Below are 15,938 nucleotides of genomic sequence, written 5' to 3' on the forward strand. Positions count from 1 at the left end.
CGTGCAGGCATATGCCATGCAGATGCGTCCGGCCGGGTCAGCGGTCGGCCGGGATCTCCGGCGATCCCCGGCAGAGCGGTTTTGCAAGGTGCCTGCGGGCGGTGGGCGGGACCTCGTACCAGCCGGCAGTGAGGGTCCGGGGCAGTTCATGGACTTCCGGGTCCTTTGCATGTGCCCCGCACTTCCGGCACTTGTAGCCCTTGCCCCTGCCATCGCTTGTCATGCGTTTGCCGCACGCGGTACAGACCGGGGCTTTTTGTTCCGTGTCCCGGGCCGGTGCGACAAGGCAGAATTTTTCCAGATTGATGCTCCCCTTCTTGTAACTGCCGGCAACGACGACATCGTCGCCCGGGACCAGCGCCCGGACGATCTCCCGGAAATTTTTCGTGGGCTCGTAGGCCATGCACCGGATCGTTGCCTCACCGTCGCGGATCGCAAACATGACATGGCCCCCTTCCCCGGTCACCGGCCGGCCGTCCACCATGCCCCGGACACAGTACGAGAGCCCTTCCCTGAGTTCACCGCATTTCCCGATAAGGAGATGCGAATCGGTCCCCTGGTTCGTCACCCAGATCTGTTCGAGCGCCGGTTTCTCGGAGTCGATAACGGAACGGGCCGTCATCACCCAGGCCGGGCTCTCGCCCCGGATCCCAAAGAGGACCGGGTCGGGGGTATGCGGCACGCAGACCACGACCCGGTTGGCAAAGTCCACGGTGTCCCACGTGTGCGGGAAGGTCGCTTCCTCGCAGGCAAAGAGACTCTCCTTGTCCACCTCCCGCTGCGTGCCCCACCGGGCCGGATCGCGGTATGCAAGGACTTCGTACGTCCGGTCGGGAAGAACGCTTGCAACCGCGGCAGTTGCGCCAACGAGTCCCCGCCGGTTCTTCCAGCCCCGGTACCGGGCGCCTGCTGCATCGAGGATAGCGACAGCTTCTTCGATCTCGCAGAAGTCCGTGACCGCTTTCTGGTAAAACGCCGGATCGAGCCGCTGCTCTGCCACGACCACGCCGGGGTTGGTCTTTTCGCAGGAGAAGTCGGCAAGCTCTTCGACAATTTCGCACGCGAGCCCGAAACCTTTCTCCGGGTCGCCCTCTGCATCGAGACAGACTGCCGCGTTCCCCCGGGTCTTGAACGTGACGTTCGGGTTGAGCCGGACAAGGCGGGCCTCGCGGACCCGCATGTGTTCGCGAATCAGCCTCCGGACAAGGACCGCCCCGAGGTACGTGGTACACATCCCCGCCGGTGAGTCCGTGTCATCGATCCCGATCAGCATGTCTATATTAATATATGGGAGCGCTCCATCCATTTGTAACAGCATGTCCCAGGATCGCCAGCTCCAGCTGGTCACCAGCGTGATGATCTCCGCAGGCTTTGCGGTATCGGAGAAGTTTACCCTCCGCCCGCGAAGCTTCGATCTCATTGCACGCAACAACGGGACCCTGATTGTGATAAAAGTCGTCACCCACATCGACTCGGTGAGCGAAGAGGCGGCCTTTGACCTGGACGCGATCTCGCGTCACCTGGGCGGGGTGCCTTTGATCGTGGGCGAGCGGGCGCGGGAAGCGGAACTCGAACGCGGGGCGGTGTACGTCAGGTACGGGATCTACGCGATCAGCGTCTCGACCCTGTACGATTATTTTGTGGAGAAGATCCCGCCGCTCGTGTACGCGTCGCCCGGCGGGCTGTACGTGAATATCAACGGCGACGCCCTGCGCGAGCTCCGGGAGCGCCGGAACATGTCGCTTGGCGATCTCGGGCAGGTGCTCGGTGTCTCCCGGCGCACGATCAGCAAGTACGAGAGCGGGATGGGGACGACGCTCGAAGTCGCCATAAAGATCGAGGAGTACTTCAATACGGGCGTGGTCGAGTCGATCGAGATCGTGCAGCGGGAGCAAAAAGAGGCCGCGCCTGCCGCACAGGAAACAGCCGCCCCGCCGGCCCGGGGGCACGAGCCGGGCAACCCGATCGAGTTTCTGGAAGAACTCGGGATCCAGCTCCACACGCTCCGGGGCGCACCGTTCCAGGCGCTCTTGACCTTTGACCGGCACACGATCCTGACCGGCTATGGCCCGGCGCAGAAAGTGGTAAAACGGGCAGCGCTTATCAGCAACCTCTCCACCATTGCAAAGAAGCATGCGATGTGCATTGCGCCCGACTTCCACCACGAAAAGAAGATCGGGCGGACGCTCATGATTGGCGAGGAGCGCCTCCATGCAATCGAGGACGGGTTCGAGCTCCTCGACATGCTCGGAGAGTAATTTTTCAGCTAACTTTATATAGAACCACAAACCACTTTTACTGCTAAAAGTGGTGATAATTTAATGTCACAGCAACTTGGAGGACAACCTATTCTTATTCTGAAAGAAGGCACGAACCGCACCCGCGGCCGCGATGCCCAGGGTATGAACATTACCGCTGCAATGGCAGTCGCCAGTGCAGTACGGACCACGCTCGGCCCCAAGGGTATGGATAAGATGCTCGTCGACACCATCGGCGATGTCGTCATCACGAACGATGGCGTCACCATCTTAAAGGAAATGGACATCGAGCACCCGGCCGCAAAGATGATGGTCGAGGTAGCAAAGACCCAGGACGACGAGGTCGGCGATGGGACCACCACCGCAGTCGTTATCGGCGGGGAACTCTTAAAGAAGGCCGAGGCACTCCTCGAACAGGACGTTCACCCGACTATCATTGCCGCAGGATACCGGCAGGCCGCAGAGAAGGCCCAGGAATTCTTAAAGGATATCGCATTCGATGTCAAGGCGACCGACAAGGCAATGCTCAAGAAGATCGCCGAGACCGCGATGACCGGCAAGAGCGCAGAGGCAAGCAAGGACAAGCTCTGCGACCTCGTTGTAAAGGCAGTCACCATGGTCGCCGAATCCGACGGCACCGTCGACACCGACTTTATCAAGGTCGAGAAGAAGACCGGTGGCAGCATCGATGACTCCGAGATCGTCGAGGGCGTCCTCGTCGACAAGGAGCGTGTCCACCCGGCCATGCCAAAGAAGGTCACCGGCGCAAAGATCCTGCTCCTCAACGCAGCAGTCGAGTTCAAGAAGACCGAAGTCGACGCCGAGATCAACATCACCCACCCCGACCAGCTCCAGGCATTCCTTGACGAAGAGGAACGTATGGTCAAGGGCATTGTCGACAAGATCCAGAAGAGCGGCGCAAACGTCCTCTTCTGCCAGAAGGGTATCGACGACATCGCCCAGCACTACCTTGCAAAGGCCGGCATCTTTGCCGTCCGCCGTGTCAAGAAGAGCGACATGGAAAAGCTCGCCCGGGCAACCGGCGGCAGCCTCGTCTCCTCGATCGACGCAATCAGCAAGGAAGAACTCGGCAAGGCCGGCCTTGTCGAAGAGCGCAAGGTCTCCGGCGAAGAGATGACCTTTGTCGAGCAGTGCAAGAACCCGAAAGCAGTCTCGATCATTGTCCGCGGCGGCACCGAGCACGTTGTCGACGAACTCGAGCGTGCCATCAACGACGCCCTCCGCGTTGTTGCGGTCGTTGTCGAGGACAAGAAGGTCGTTGCCGGCGGCGGCGCACCCGAGACCGAGCTCTCGCTTAGGCTCCGCGAATATGCGGCAAGCGTTGGCGGCAGATCACAGCTTGCCATCGAGGCATTTGCATCTGCGCTCGAGATCATCCCGCGCACCCTTGCAGAGAACGCCGGTCTCGACCCCATCGACATGCTCGTCGAGATCCGTGCAGCCCACGAGAAGGGCAAGAAGACCTACGGCCTTAATGTCTACGAAGGCAAGGTCATCGACATGAAGGCAGCCGGCGTTGTCGAGCCGCTCCGTGTCAAGACCCAGGCAATCTCGTCCGCTGCAGAAGCAGCGATCATGATCCTCAGGATCGACGATGTGATCGCCTCCTCCAAGTCCCCAGAGCCCGCAGGCGGCGCCGGCGGCATGCCCCCGGGTATGGGCGGCATGGGTGGCATGGGCGGAATGCCCGGCATGGGCGACTACTAGAGTCACCCCCCATAATTTCCCTTTTTCTTTTTTGGTTCGTTCTTTTGGCAGATGTTCCGGATATCCTGCCAGCCCGGTTTACAGGTGTCAGGGTTTTGCCAGGTGCCGGGGAAAAAGGCGGAACGATTCAGCACGGCAGTGTTCCCCGACCCTGCGATCCGGCGCGTTCCTGTGGGTTGGCAGACCCGTCGGGGAATAACTACAATTGCAGGAAAAAAAGCCTCTCCGGGAACAGAGGTACAGGAATCCGGTAACCCGTGTGATCCGTTGGGATCTGCCACAGCGGAACCTGCTGCAGGAAAAAGCGGGTATCTGTTCCAGGTGGATTTTTTTTTAGAAAATTACTCTGAAAAAAAAGAGTTTGGATGAACGGCCTAGCAGCCGGAGAGGGTACAGGGTTTCTTTACGATAATCGTTCCCGTAACCGTCTGGTTGTCGGAAAAGGCGTAGACATATGTCCCGGTATTCTCGCTGAACGAGTACATATACGATGCACCCGGGAGGATTCCCTCGGAGGTGAACATGCCGGTGTTGTTCCCGATCATCTTGATTGCATGGGTGACATTATCGTCATTGACCCAGGTGATCCCGGTACCCGGGAGCACGACATCCGTTGCCGGGGTAAAGCCGAGTTTGGTGATGTGGATCTTCGTGATCTGGCTTGCTGCAGTCGCGGTCGGGACGGCGGTTGCCGTTGCGGTGACATTCTCGGTCACGTTCGCTGCCGGTGCCGTCACGTTTGCAACAACGGTCCCGGTGGTGGTCGGGACGGTGGTGGCGATCGTGGTTGCAACCGTTGTTGCCTCCGTGGTAACTTCAGTGGTTACCGGTGCCGTGGTCTCTGTGGTGGTCTGTGCCGAAGGTGATGCCGTCTGGGTGCAGCCGGTAATTGCTACCAGCGCAACCAGAAGGATAATGAATCCCATGAGCAGCTTCATACGGAGTACATAATGAACTGCCCGGGATTTATAAATTTACCTTATTTATGGCCATATTTTGTCCCGATCCGGGAAACGAGAGTGAATTTCCGTTTATACCTGCGATCCGGCACGCCCCCTGCGTACCAGCGACAGGTTAATGCTGCCACGGGTTTACCCGTCCTTCATGAACGACCGGTTTATCGTCACGGATTACCGCACCGACTGCTACCACTGCCGGAAGAATGCAGACCAGCATATCGTTGCCGGCCCGAACCGGGCCGACGTTGCCTGCACGTCCTGCGGGGCGACCCGGGTCTTCGTACCCCTGATGGAAGAGGTTGACGAAGAAGGCGCTTTTAAGAAAGCCGGCCGCTGGCCGGTCTGGTCTCTTACCGCGGAAGCCGCGTGCCGGCACTGCGGTTTCCTCGGTCCCCACGATCTTACGGTCAGCTGCCGGACGATCATGGTCCAGTGCCAGCACTGCCGGTTCACGCACCTGTACCGGTTCGATCTCGAGTACCTTGCAGCAGACCCTTCGGGAAAAGAGCCCGCCGGGACTATTGACAGCCATTCTGGCACCTGCCCGTAACCACCGGTACCGGCAGACGCTTTTTATCCGGCACAGTACGCAGAGAGCGCCGGGTAGGTATTGGCATAGCATTCGAGGGAATCCTTAAGCCGGCCGGCAAGTTTTGGGTTTTTCGCGAGAAGGAAAAAGACCACTTCGTTATCCGTGACGGTGACCGGGCAGGTACCGGTGATCTTTTCGAGCAGCCGGCACCGTTTTTTTACAAAACCGTCGTGGCTGACCCGGGGGAAGTGCTGGTAGATCATCAAAATCGAATTCTCGTCCATCCGGTCGTGGATCTCCGCAAGTTCCTGCACGAGCAGGTGCCCCTTGTCAGCCTTTCCTTCCGTAAGGCCGGTATCCGGGTCAAAGAAGATCAGGGCTTTTTTCGGAAACGCGTCAAAGACGCTGCCCAGGTACGAGTCCCGGCCAGCGTGCGTGAACGGTTCGCTGCCGCAGATATCGATCAGGATCTTCTCGCCGGAAAAATAGTTGCAGACTCCTTCGAGGTATTCGCAATCCGCGGAAATTTCCTGGAGCCGTGCCAGCTGTTCGCGGAGTTTCTGGTTCTGGCTGCCGGCCTTTCCCGCTCTCATGGCACCGTCGAGATCGGTCTTTACCCGGCTCTTCTTTGGTTCCCCGCCGGTTCCCGCTGTCAGCATCGGGACAAATGCAAAACCTTCCAGCTCGGGAAGCGACTTCATGACGTGGCGCACCAGGTCGAACTTGAAGAGATCCCGCGTGTCCCCGAAATACTTCCGGTTCATAGTCCCTCATCCTGACAGGGAATCTTTCGGGCACTATTATAAAAGTTTTGGAATGCATCGCAGAAAACGGGCTCACCCGGAAGAGGTATTCCGGACCGGGCACGGCCCGGCGTAAAAAAACGCTGGTAAAAAATGAAAAACCGAAAAAATTACTTCTCTTCCCGGACCATGGCAATGGCTTTTTTCGGGCACTCGTTTGCGCAGATCCCGCAGCCCTTGCAGAACCGGAGATCGACGTTTAAGTCCTCATCGATCACGCCGTCCGGGCAGTACATCGAACAGAGCCCGCACGCATTGCACTTCTCCTTGTCCACGACCGGCTTAAAGACCCGCCATGTCCCGGTCTCTCCGGCTGCGCCCTCTTTTGGCCGGCTTATGGCAAGCCGGTCCTTTTTGGTATCCGCGCTCATGCGCTCATCTCCTTATACGCAGCCTCAGCCGCCTTGACGTTTCTCTCATCGGTAAACATCCCGCGGATCGCAGACTTTGCCGAATCGGCAGAGACGATTCCCATCTTCGCGAGCGCCCCGAGCACCGGGGTGTTGAGGATCGGGCTTCCCGCAACCACGAGGTTTTCCCTGAGCGCAATGCCGGTGAGATCCACGTTATAGGTCGAGTGCCCGGCAAAGTCCGGCTTGTGGGCGCTGTTGATGAAGACCCGGCCGCCTTTCTTTAAGCCGTGGAGCACATCGACCGTATCCATCACGCTCGCGTCGAGCACGACCACGAGGTCCGGGTCCCGGATCTGGCTGTACACCTTGATCGGGCGGTCGTCGATCCGGACAAACGAGACGATCGGCGCCCCGCGCCTTTCTGCGCCGTAGAACGGGCAGGCCGTGGCATATTTCCCGTCGTGGAGCGCTGCCATGGCAAGGAGCCGGGCCGCAGTAACGCCGCCCTGCCCGCCCCGGGAGTGAATGCGGATCTCAAACATGGGCGTTCACCCCGAACCAGAACTCTGTGCCGATACGACGTTTGCGGACGAACTCCGCGATGTCGTCGTACGTGACCTCCTGGCCGCCAAGGCCGGCGATCACGCTGAAGACATCGCAGTGGCATTTGGCCATGATCTCGTGGGCGACAATACCGCCGTACCCGAACGAGTAGTCCCGGTCGATCACGACAACATCCTTACCCGTAAGGTCCAGCTTCGGGAAGGGCCGGAACCAGCGCAGGCGCATCGAGCCGGCCTTTATCCCCTCTTTTCGCAGGATATCGATCGCTACTTCCGCCTCTTTCCCGAGCGTGCCCAGGGCAATGAGGATCACGTCCGCATCTTCGCACCGGTACTCCTCGACCGGCCCGTACTTCCGGCCAAACCGTTTTGCAAAGTCCGCCTCGGTTGCCGCGATCACTTTTTCGGAATCCCGGATCGAGCGCTCGATGTCCCAGCGGAACTTAAAGTGCTGGTCGGGGCCGGTGAGTCCGCCGTACCCCGCCGGGTTTTTCACGTCGATTGCGTGCGGCAGGTGGATCGGCGGGATGAAGTTCCCGGGTTCTACCGTATCGAGCGGCTGCATGATGTGCGAGAGGACAAAGCCGTCGAGGTTGACCATCACCGGCAGGAGCACGTCGTTGTGCTCCGCGATCCGGAATGCCATCAGGGTCGTGTCGTAGGCTTCCTGCACGGTCGAGACGTACACCTGGAGCCAGCCGGTGTCGCGCTCCTGCATGGCATCGGTGTGCTCTGCCCAGATGTTCCAGCCGGGGCCGAGCGAGCGGTTCACGTTTGCCATCACGATGGGGAGGCGGGCGCCGGCCGCCCAGTTGGTCATCTCGTGCATATAGAGCAGGCCGTGGGCGCTTGTGGCCGTAAACGTCCGCACGCCCGTGATGGAAGCGCCGATGCAGGCCGCCATTGCCGAGTGTTCGCTCTCGACCGGGATGTACCGGCTCTTCATCTGGCCGCTTGTCACAAAGTCCGCGATCGTCTCCACGATCTCGGTCTGCGGGGTGATCGGGTACGCGGCGACAACATCGGGCAGCGCCTGTTTGACTGCCTTCGCAATCGCCTTGTTCCCCGTTGCAATCTCCTTCATGCCGACGCCTCCTCTTCTGCTGCAAGGTGTTTGAGATTATCGGCCAGGCGCTGTTTCAGGATCTCAATGGATTTTGGATCGATCCCCTTAAAGCGTCCCTGCGGGCCGAGATACTCTTCGAGCGGGATCGGTTTTCTCATCGCGGCCTTTGACGGGGCGCTGATCGTGAGTTTATTGTTCTCGCGCTCGTACAGCACCCACATGCCGGACTTTACCGCGAGTTTTCCCATCTCGATGGTCTTCTCGGCCGGGTAGCGCCAGCCGGGCGGGCACGGGGCGAGGATGTGGATGAAGGTCGGGCCCCGGAACGTGAGCGCCTTTGCGACTTTTTTATAGATATCCTGCGGGTAGGCGCTGCAGGCCGTTGCCATGTACGAGAGGTGGTGGGCTGCGGCAATCGCGTCGATGTCTTTCTTCTCGACCGTCTTTCCCGTAGGCGTCGTGGTGGTCCGTGCGCCAAGCGGCGTTGCACCCGAACGCTGCATGCCGGTGTTCCCGTAGGCTTCATTGTCGTAACAGATATACAGGAAATCGGTGCCCCGCTCGAATGCGCCGGACATGGACTGGATGCCGATATCGAGCGTTCCGCCGTCCCCGGCGTACACGATCACGTTCGTTTTCCTGCCAAGAGACCGGAACGCCTCGGACATTCCCGATGCGCACGCGGCGGCCGCGGCAAATGCAACGTTATAGACCGGCACATTCATGGCGGTGTTGGGGTAGATGCCCTGGATGACGCTCGTACAGCACGCGGGCACGACCAGCACGGTGTCGTGGCCGGCAGCCTTTAACACGTACCGCAGGGTCAGGGACGAACTACACCCTGCGCATGCGGACGTGCACTTTTTTAAGTACTCTTCTTTGGGGATTTCTGCGATGATGACCAACTCCCGGATATCCTGTTTTTGAGGCACAGGGCCCCTGCCGTAAAAATAATTTATCATTATTTGTCATGGACACGGAAAAAAGGTACTGTTTTATGCACCGGGCCCCGGCCGCGGCGTGATGCGGTACATCCCCCGCGGGACGGTCATCTCGAACCGGACGCCTTTCCCCGGTTCCCCGGTCTCCGCAAACCCGATCCCGGAGAGTTCGAGGATATCGTGGATGAAAAAGAGCCCGAACCGGGTTGTCGCAAAGGTCCGTACAAAGAGGTCCTGCTTGTTTTCCTCTGCAATCCCGGGGCCGTTGTCCTCGTACACGAGCACGAGGCTGTCCGCAGTCTCGCGGTACCAGATCCGGATCTCAGTTGCTGCGGGCGCATGCACGAGCGTGTTCTCGATCAGGTGCGAGAAGACCTTTTCGAGGATCGGGTCGGTGAAGATAACGAGCCCGTCGACATTCGTGGTGACCGTTACGGACCGGCTTCCTTTCAGAGCGATCACGAGCGAGAGCATCGCGTGGATGTCCACCCACTCGCTGGGCTTTGTCCCGATCTCCTGGTACTCGCGGGTATACCCGAGCTGCTGGTGGATCACCTTGAGGATCTCGTCCTCGGATCTGAGCATCTTTTTTGCGGTCTCGTCAGCCACGAGATCGCGGCTGAGCTCGATGTAGCCCCGCAGGCTGGTCACCTTGTTCTGGATGTCGTGCCAGGCCACGATGTTCATGAGCTGGAGTTTCCGGTCTGCGAGCCGGAGCGCCCGCTCTTCGTTCCTGCGGACGGTAATGTCCTCAAAGACCGTTGCAAAATGGCCTTTTTTGGGGGAATATGCCGAGATGTGGAAGTATTTTTTCAAGGGTTCGAAGTACGTCTCGAACTGCTCTGCCTCCCCGGTCAGCGCGACTTTTGCGTACCGGTCCAGGAACGGGGGGGCTTCAACGCCGTATGCCTCGCAGCTCAGCTTGCCCAGAACCGCCGACCGGCTGATGCCGATCTGTTTTTCAAAGCCCTCGTTTACGGCAAGGATCCGGTATTCTGCCGGGTTGCCGAGCGCATCGTACACCAGTTCGTGGAGTGCCAGCCCCTCGATCATATGGTCGAAAAGGGCCCGGAACCGCTCCCCGCTTTCCCGGAGCGCCACCTGGCCCCTTGCCAGCTCTTCGTAATTTTCCCTGAGTTCCTCGTCCGATGCGGTCAGCTCTTCGTAGGCTGCATGGAGGTCTTCCTCGCGTTTCCGGATCTCTTCTTCTGCTTCGTGGCGCTTGGTGATATCCCGGTTGCTGGCCCGGCGCCCGATCCAGCGGCCGCCGGCATCGTAAATCGCGTGGCAGGTGTGGCCGATCCAGCATACCCCGCCGTCTTTTCGCCGGATCCGGAACTCTTCGGCATGATGGGCCGGCGCCTCCGTGATGGTCGTTAAGTGGGTGCCGATCCGGTCCCGGTCGTCTTCGTGGACGATCTTCGAAAAGATCCCGGGATCGTTCATAAATTCGTCTGCCGTATAGCCGGTGATGCGCTCGCAGGAGGGGGAGACGTAGACAAACCGGCCCTCGGGCGAGATCCAGTACTCCCAGTCATACGCAAACTCGGCTAAAAGCCGGAACTTCTCCTCGCTTTTTTCAAGCAGGAGCCCGGCGCGTTTCCTCTCCGAGATGTCGGTGATAAACGAGTAATACTTCACCGGTCTTCCCTCCCCGTCCCGGACACTGTGGACGAAGAGTTCGACGGGGACCCGCACGGCGTCTTTTCGCAGGTACTCTTTCTCGTACCGCACGGGTTCCCCGGTACGGGCGAGCGTTTCGAGTTCCCGTGCCTCGTTCTCCCGCCACTCGGGGGGAGTGAGCACGGCCGACCAGTCGATCTTCTCCAGCTCCTCGCTTGTGTACCCGGTCAGCCTGCAGAATGCCTGGTTGTACATGGCGAGCCGCCCGTCCGGGTAGCCGACCGCAAACGGCTGGGAGGACCGGTCCAGGAGATCCGCGAGTTCGCGGTTCCGCGACTCGCTTATTTTCAGCTTTTCGTCCTGCGCTGCCAGCTCGTCGTACTGCTGCCGGAGTTCCTCGTTTGATGCCGATATCTGGTTGTACGCCGCATTCAGTTCGGTGTTCGACTGCACCAGGGACTGCTGTGCCCGGTCGAGATCGTTTCCGAGGCGTCGGGCGGTCCCTGCAATGATCGTGCCGGTCACAAGGCAGAAGACCAGGAGAACACACGCGAGGAGGAGCGCGTCGCGGATCCCGAAACATGCTGCAAGAACGGTCTGGAGGATATTCTGGAAGACCACGATGGCAACGGTGAGGGGAAGAAACGTCCGGAAGAGCCGGGCACGGAACGACTCGCCGCTCAACCAGGCAAGCGGCAGGGCATCTTTTCCCGCCAGCGCCACCAGCCCGAGCCCGGCGCAGGCCGCGGAAAGCGCGGAAGTGAGCGCGATGGGCAGGATCCCGGTCCCTTCGAGGAACGGAATCCCGTACACGTACCCCAGAACAAACGTGAGGGCCGCGAGCGTAACGCAGAGCCCGGTCAGCCCGGCGATAGTCCCGGCAATGGCCTTCTTCTCTTTCATATCGCGGGCATAGATTACCAGGATCAGACCGATCGCAGAGAGGGCAAGCAGCACCGAGGCTGCCGGAGATATCGGAATGGTCGGGTGCATAAGGACGGCATCGCCCGCCCGGACCATGACGGACTCTGCAATGAAATGCCCGCCGTTTATTCCCAGCAGGACCTCGGGGATTTCCAGTACGGCGATACCGGCACAGAGTACAGCTGCGCCGGATCGCACCGGGCCCCTAAACGGTCTGACACCCTGGATTGCGATGAGAATGCCAAGCACGATCCAGAAGAGTGCTGCGGAAAAGGCAATGGACCGGTACCCCGGGTAAATACTGGCAAGTACCGTTATTCCCCAGAAAATACCCAGCAGCCCGGCCAGACTGACAAGTGCAGCAGCAGCGCCGAAATATACGGCGCCAGGGAAGCCCGAATGGCGGCCCCCGTCTGGTGAAGTACCGGGCACCATGAATAATTTCTCCTTGGGGGGAGGGTAAATAAATGTATTGAACTATGCACGGCAATCGTGGCGGTCCAGGCGGTACCGCTGCCGCCCGTTCACTTTCACCCCGCCCGCCCGGGCTTTAAACCGCGGTTCATGTAACCAGTGATATGGGGAGGACGAAAAAAACCCTCTAAAAAATCCGTGAATCCCGGTCTACCCTTCCGGTGCTCCACGGGTCCATCCTCCCGGCCTCTAGAAAAAAACCCTTGAATGCATACCGTGTGTCTCTTTGCATGGGCGGGAACCTCTCACCCCCGTTCACGCGAAAGTCACTTTTTGTTCGTGTTTTTTTAAAATTTCCTGCCGCGGGAGACCGTCCGGCATCCCTGTTTTGCATAATATATTTCAGGAAGATCTCTCCAACCACTGTTATGGCGCTTCGATCCCTCAACCTTCCCGGCGTGGGTACCAAATACGAGTTCGAGACCGACAAGGGAGATACGGTCGCGATATTTTTCACGAAAACCGGTACCATCCAGATGTACACCCTCCAGAAGGGCTGCCACACGCCGAGCGCTGCCGAGATGACGCCGGTCGAAGCACGGCGTCTTGGAAACATTCTCACCGGCGCCATCATCGAAGCCGACCAGGAGAGCGTCGAGATCGCGTTCTCTGCGCTCGCCGATCTCCGGGTCACCATCCACACCTATATCGTCCCGCCCGCGGTTGCCGGAAAGACGATCCAGGACCTCCAGATCCGGGCAAAGACCGGGACCACGATCATCGCGGTCTCAAGAAACGAGAAGAACATCATCAACCCCCCGCCGTCGTTTGTCTTTGCGGCCGGCGATGCCGTGCTCGTGATCGGCGAGACCGACCAGCTCCGGCTCTTTGAACGAGAGATCATGGTGGATTAATGGACGGGATCCTTGCTGCGCAGGGCATTGTCGTTGCCCTTACGGTCTGTCTTGCACTTGCCCTTTTGAGCAAGTACCTGACCATCCCCGCCATCCCGTTCTACATTATTGCCGGGGTCGTGCTCGGGAAGGCCGGCCTCGGCATTGTCGCCTCCGACCAGATCAGCGGGTTCTTCTCAGACCTCGGGCTGATCTTTTTACTCTTCTTTGTGGGCCTCGGCCTCAAGGTCGACAAGATTGCCGATAACGGCAACGCGGTTCTCGTGAGCGGGATCATCGACTTAAACGTCAACATGCTCATCGGCTTTCTTGCCGCGTACCTGCTCGGCTTTACCCTGGTCGAGGCACTGATCATCGCGGCAGCCTTCTACATATCGAGCACCGCGATGGCGGTGACCTCGCTTATCGAGAACCGGAAGCTGATGATGAAGGAGTCCGAGGCGATCATCTGGCTGATGGTCTTTGAAGACCTTGCCATGATCATCGTCCTTGCCGTGCTCTCGGCAGGAAATGAGAACCTGGTCTTCTTTGTGGCAAAGATCCTCCTTGGCCTTGGCATCCTCTACCTCCTCGCCCACTATGGCAAGGAATTTTTAATCTCCATTCTCGAACGGGAGGACGAGCTGCCGGTCCTCTTTACCTTTGTCGCCGTGCTTGCCACCGCGGGATGCGCCCTGTATCTCGGGATCCCCGACACCCTGATGGTCATCGCCCTCGGCGCTGCCATTGCAACCACCGACCCGGATGCCTTCGAGCAGCACGCCCGGCCGTTCAAGGACGTCTTCATGGTGATCTTCTTTGTCTTTTTCGGGATATCGATCACCCTTTCCGGCAACATCAACCTCGGGGTCATCGCGATCATCTGCGTCCTTGCCATCGTCTCGAAACTGATCTCGGGCGTGCTTACGGGTATTGCGCTCTACGGCTCGGCAAAGTCCGGTATCGAGATATGGGTCAACACCATCGGGCGGGGAGAGTTTTCCATTGCCCTTGCGGCGCTTTACGGCTCCCCGCCGGTTGCCGCCACGATTGCCGTGATGGTGATCGTGACCTCGCTCGTGGGCTCGTTTGCGGCAAAGTACTCGGACCTCTTACGGCTCGGGCTCTCCGGCAGGAGCCGGCACCACGGCCCCCCGGCCCGGCGCAGCCATCCGGGCCGCTAGCCCGGATGATCCCGACCGACAGGATTTTGTGCCCGGGCCCCCCCATCCCTGACACAGGAGTATGAGTCTATTGACCGATCACCGCACCGGCTGCATGGTCTGCGGAAAACCGCTCCGCTACCTTGAGACGCCGGAACAGCGCGAATGCGTGTACTGCCACCAGACAAAGACCGCAGATGCCGTCTGCGAGGACGGGCATTTTGTCTGCGACAGCTGCCACCGGCTCGGGGCGGACGACGCGATCCAGCAGTACTGCACGGCAACCGAAGAGACCGACCCGGTCCGGATTGCGATCACGCTCATGCAGAACCCGGTCGTCCACATGCACGGCCCCGAGCACCATTTCCTTGTGCCGGCCGTTTTACTCGCCGCGTACTGCAATGTGACCGGCAAAAAAGAGAAAAAGGCAAAACTGATCGCAACCGCACGGGAGCGGGCCGCGGCAATCCCCGGCGGCGCCTGCGGGTTCATGGGAGACTGCGGGGCGGCAGTCGGCACCGGGATCTACATCTCGCTTGTTACCGGCGCAACGCCGCTCTCGCACCGCGAGTGGCAGCAGGCAAACCTGGTGGTGGCAGAAAGCCTCATGGAAGTTGCAAAGAACGGCGGGCCCCGCTGCTGCAAGCGCAACACGTTTCTTGCGATCCGGGGTGCCGTTGCATTTACCGCCGAACACCTTGGCGTAAAAATTCCGCTGGACCCGAAAACAACCTGCCGGTTCTTCGGCATGAACAAAGAGTGCCGGATGGCCGACTGTCCCTTTTACCCGGAGCGCTGACCGGTTCCCCGGGCCTCGATGATACGCTGGACGATGAGGCGCGAGCTCGCAAGGTCGCCGCCCTCGTACCTGCCGATCCGGGCCACCTGTGCCGGAAGGTTGCGCTCCGCGAGCTGGCTTTTCAGGTTCTCTTCATTGAAGTACTGGTTGAACCCGAGCGTGATGATATCGGGCCGGATCTCAACGATGGGCCGGAACATGTCGGCCGGGTCGCCGAGGACAGCGTGGTCGACCGGCTTAAGCGCCGCGATCATGGCCCGGCGCTGCTCCTCGGGAACAATCGGGCGGGGCTTGAACTTCACGTTTGCGTCCCGGGCAACGATCACCCAGAGTTCGTCGCCGAGTTTTTTTGATTCCTCTAAGTAGTAGAGGTGGCCCGGGTGGAGGATATCGAACGTGCCGGTGGCAACAACGCGCCGGGCGGTCATTTAGATCACCTCGAGATCGAAAGGATCGCCGTCCGCGGTAAAGCACCGCCAGCACCCCTCCTCGTACGGGGCGCCGATGATCAGGTGGTAGCGTCCCGCCCGGGGAAAGAAGTTCAAATCCGCATCCGAAGGCCGGCAGACGCCGTTCGGGTGCGAGTGGGCGCTTCCCGCCATATGGGTATCGAGCGGCATCATGTCAAAGAAGATCGAGGCCGAGGAACTGCCGGTGATCGTGCCGGGGAGGAGGTTGAGCTCGGCAATGAGCCCGCCCTCCTCTTTTAAGAGTGCCGCGAACTCGTTGGGGTGGCTGTTTTTCCCGAGTTCAAGGAGCAGCTGTAAAAGTTCTTTTTTTATCCCGCGGATGGCAGTCATGGTGGCTCTCTAAAACAGCGTCGGCTTCGCGCAAAAGTTTGTACCGATCCATTCGTGCCCGGATATGAAAAAAGGCTCGCAAAAGAACAAAAACAACGGTGGTACGATTTCCCCACGAA

Annotated in this window: 16 protein-coding genes; 6 read left to right on the plus strand and 10 right to left on the minus strand. The window is 59.7% G+C overall.

Annotated elements, in window-relative coordinates; genetic code table 11:
* Positions 1-37 precede the first annotated feature (37 nt).
* Entirely contained in the window at positions 38-1,273 is a 1,236-nt protein-coding gene (locus tag BP758_RS08700) for a tRNA(Ile)(2)-agmatinylcytidine synthase (protein WP_292370484.1), read from the minus strand.
* A gap of 43 nt (positions 1,274-1,316) precedes the next feature.
* Between BP758_RS08700 and BP758_RS08705 the strand changes: the two genes are divergently transcribed.
* Both BP758_RS08705 and thsA read left to right on the plus strand, forming a co-directional pair.
* Positions 1,317-2,258 carry a transcriptional regulator gene (locus tag BP758_RS08705; RefSeq protein WP_292370485.1) on the plus strand — a complete coding sequence of 314 codons (942 nt, stop codon included), beginning with the start codon at positions 1,317-1,319 and terminating at the stop codon, positions 2,256-2,258.
* Positions 2,259-2,321: 63 nt separating this feature from the next.
* Positions 2,322-3,986, plus strand: coding sequence for a thermosome subunit alpha (gene thsA, locus BP758_RS08710; RefSeq protein WP_292370486.1), 1,665 nt, complete (start codon positions 2,322-2,324; stop codon positions 3,984-3,986).
* A 374-nt stretch (positions 3,987-4,360) separates the two neighbouring features.
* Here the strand turns inward: thsA and BP758_RS08715 are convergent, their stop codons facing one another.
* Positions 4,361-4,924, minus strand: a complete 564-nt coding sequence (locus tag BP758_RS08715; protein ID WP_292370487.1) for a cupredoxin domain-containing protein — start codon at positions 4,922-4,924, stop codon at positions 4,361-4,363.
* A 166-nt stretch (positions 4,925-5,090) separates the two neighbouring features.
* Here BP758_RS08715 and BP758_RS08720 point away from each other — a divergent pair, with 166 nt between their 5' ends.
* Positions 5,091-5,495, plus strand: a complete 405-nt coding sequence (locus tag BP758_RS08720; RefSeq protein ID WP_292370488.1) for a hypothetical protein — start codon at positions 5,091-5,093, stop codon at positions 5,493-5,495.
* 23 nt (positions 5,496-5,518) lie between these two features.
* On the opposite strand, the gene BP758_RS08725 is transcribed toward BP758_RS08720, so the two are convergent.
* The 6 genes from BP758_RS08725 to BP758_RS08750 form a co-directional block, all read right to left on the minus strand.
* Complete coding sequence (locus tag BP758_RS08725) at positions 5,519-6,241, minus strand: hypothetical protein (RefSeq protein WP_292370489.1); 723 nt, start codon at positions 6,239-6,241, stop codon at positions 5,519-5,521.
* 149 nt (positions 6,242-6,390) lie between these two features.
* Entirely contained in the window at positions 6,391-6,651 is a 261-nt protein-coding gene (locus BP758_RS08730) for a 4Fe-4S binding protein (RefSeq protein WP_292370490.1), read from the minus strand.
* On the minus strand, positions 6,648-7,175 hold the full coding sequence (locus tag BP758_RS08735) for a 2-oxoacid:acceptor oxidoreductase family protein (RefSeq protein WP_292370491.1): 528 nt from the start codon (positions 7,173-7,175) through the stop codon (positions 6,648-6,650). The genes BP758_RS08730 and BP758_RS08735 overlap by 4 nt, the downstream gene beginning before the upstream one ends.
* The gene (locus BP758_RS08740; protein WP_292370492.1) at positions 7,168-8,280 is read right to left on the minus strand and encodes a transketolase C-terminal domain-containing protein; all 1,113 of its coding nucleotides are present in this window, start codon (positions 8,278-8,280) and stop codon (positions 7,168-7,170) included. The genes BP758_RS08735 and BP758_RS08740 overlap by 8 nt, the downstream gene beginning before the upstream one ends.
* The gene (locus BP758_RS08745) at positions 8,277-9,158 is read right to left on the minus strand and encodes a thiamine pyrophosphate-dependent enzyme (protein ID WP_292370701.1); all 882 of its coding nucleotides are present in this window, start codon (positions 9,156-9,158) and stop codon (positions 8,277-8,279) included. The genes BP758_RS08740 and BP758_RS08745 overlap by 4 nt, the downstream gene beginning before the upstream one ends.
* A 99-nt stretch (positions 9,159-9,257) precedes the next feature.
* Complete coding sequence (locus BP758_RS08750; protein WP_292370493.1) at positions 9,258-12,185, minus strand: PAS domain S-box protein; 2,928 nt, start codon at positions 12,183-12,185, stop codon at positions 9,258-9,260.
* Between the two features lie 407 nt (positions 12,186-12,592).
* On the opposite strand from BP758_RS08750, the gene BP758_RS08755 reads away from it, so the two are divergent.
* From BP758_RS08755 to BP758_RS08765, 3 genes are all read left to right on the plus strand, one after another.
* Positions 12,593-13,078, plus strand: coding sequence for a cation:proton antiporter regulatory subunit (locus BP758_RS08755; RefSeq protein WP_292370494.1), 486 nt, complete (start codon positions 12,593-12,595; stop codon positions 13,076-13,078).
* The gene (locus tag BP758_RS08760) at positions 13,078-14,241 is read left to right on the plus strand and encodes a cation:proton antiporter (protein ID WP_292370495.1); all 1,164 of its coding nucleotides are present in this window, start codon (positions 13,078-13,080) and stop codon (positions 14,239-14,241) included. The genes BP758_RS08755 and BP758_RS08760 overlap by 1 nt, the downstream gene beginning before the upstream one ends.
* Before the next feature lie 70 nt (positions 14,242-14,311).
* Positions 14,312-15,019 (plus strand): DUF5714 domain-containing protein, encoded by a 708-nt coding sequence (locus BP758_RS08765; RefSeq protein WP_394339199.1) that lies wholly within the window; start codon positions 14,312-14,314, stop codon positions 15,017-15,019.
* Here BP758_RS08765 and BP758_RS08770 read toward each other — a convergent pair.
* Together BP758_RS08770 and BP758_RS08775 are read right to left on the minus strand one after the other, a co-directional pair.
* Positions 15,004-15,447, minus strand: a complete 444-nt coding sequence (locus tag BP758_RS08770; RefSeq protein ID WP_292370497.1) for an FAD synthase — start codon at positions 15,445-15,447, stop codon at positions 15,004-15,006. The two genes, BP758_RS08765 and BP758_RS08770, sit on opposite strands and share 16 nt — an antisense overlap.
* Complete coding sequence (locus BP758_RS08775; protein ID WP_292370498.1) at positions 15,448-15,819, minus strand: Mov34/MPN/PAD-1 family protein; 372 nt, start codon at positions 15,817-15,819, stop codon at positions 15,448-15,450. It lies immediately after the preceding gene.
* Positions 15,820-15,938: the final 119 nt, after the last annotated feature.

It is taken from the genome of Methanoregula sp. UBA64 (assembly GCF_002502735.1).
Classification (GTDB): Archaea; Halobacteriota; Methanomicrobia; order Methanomicrobiales; family Methanospirillaceae; genus Methanoregula.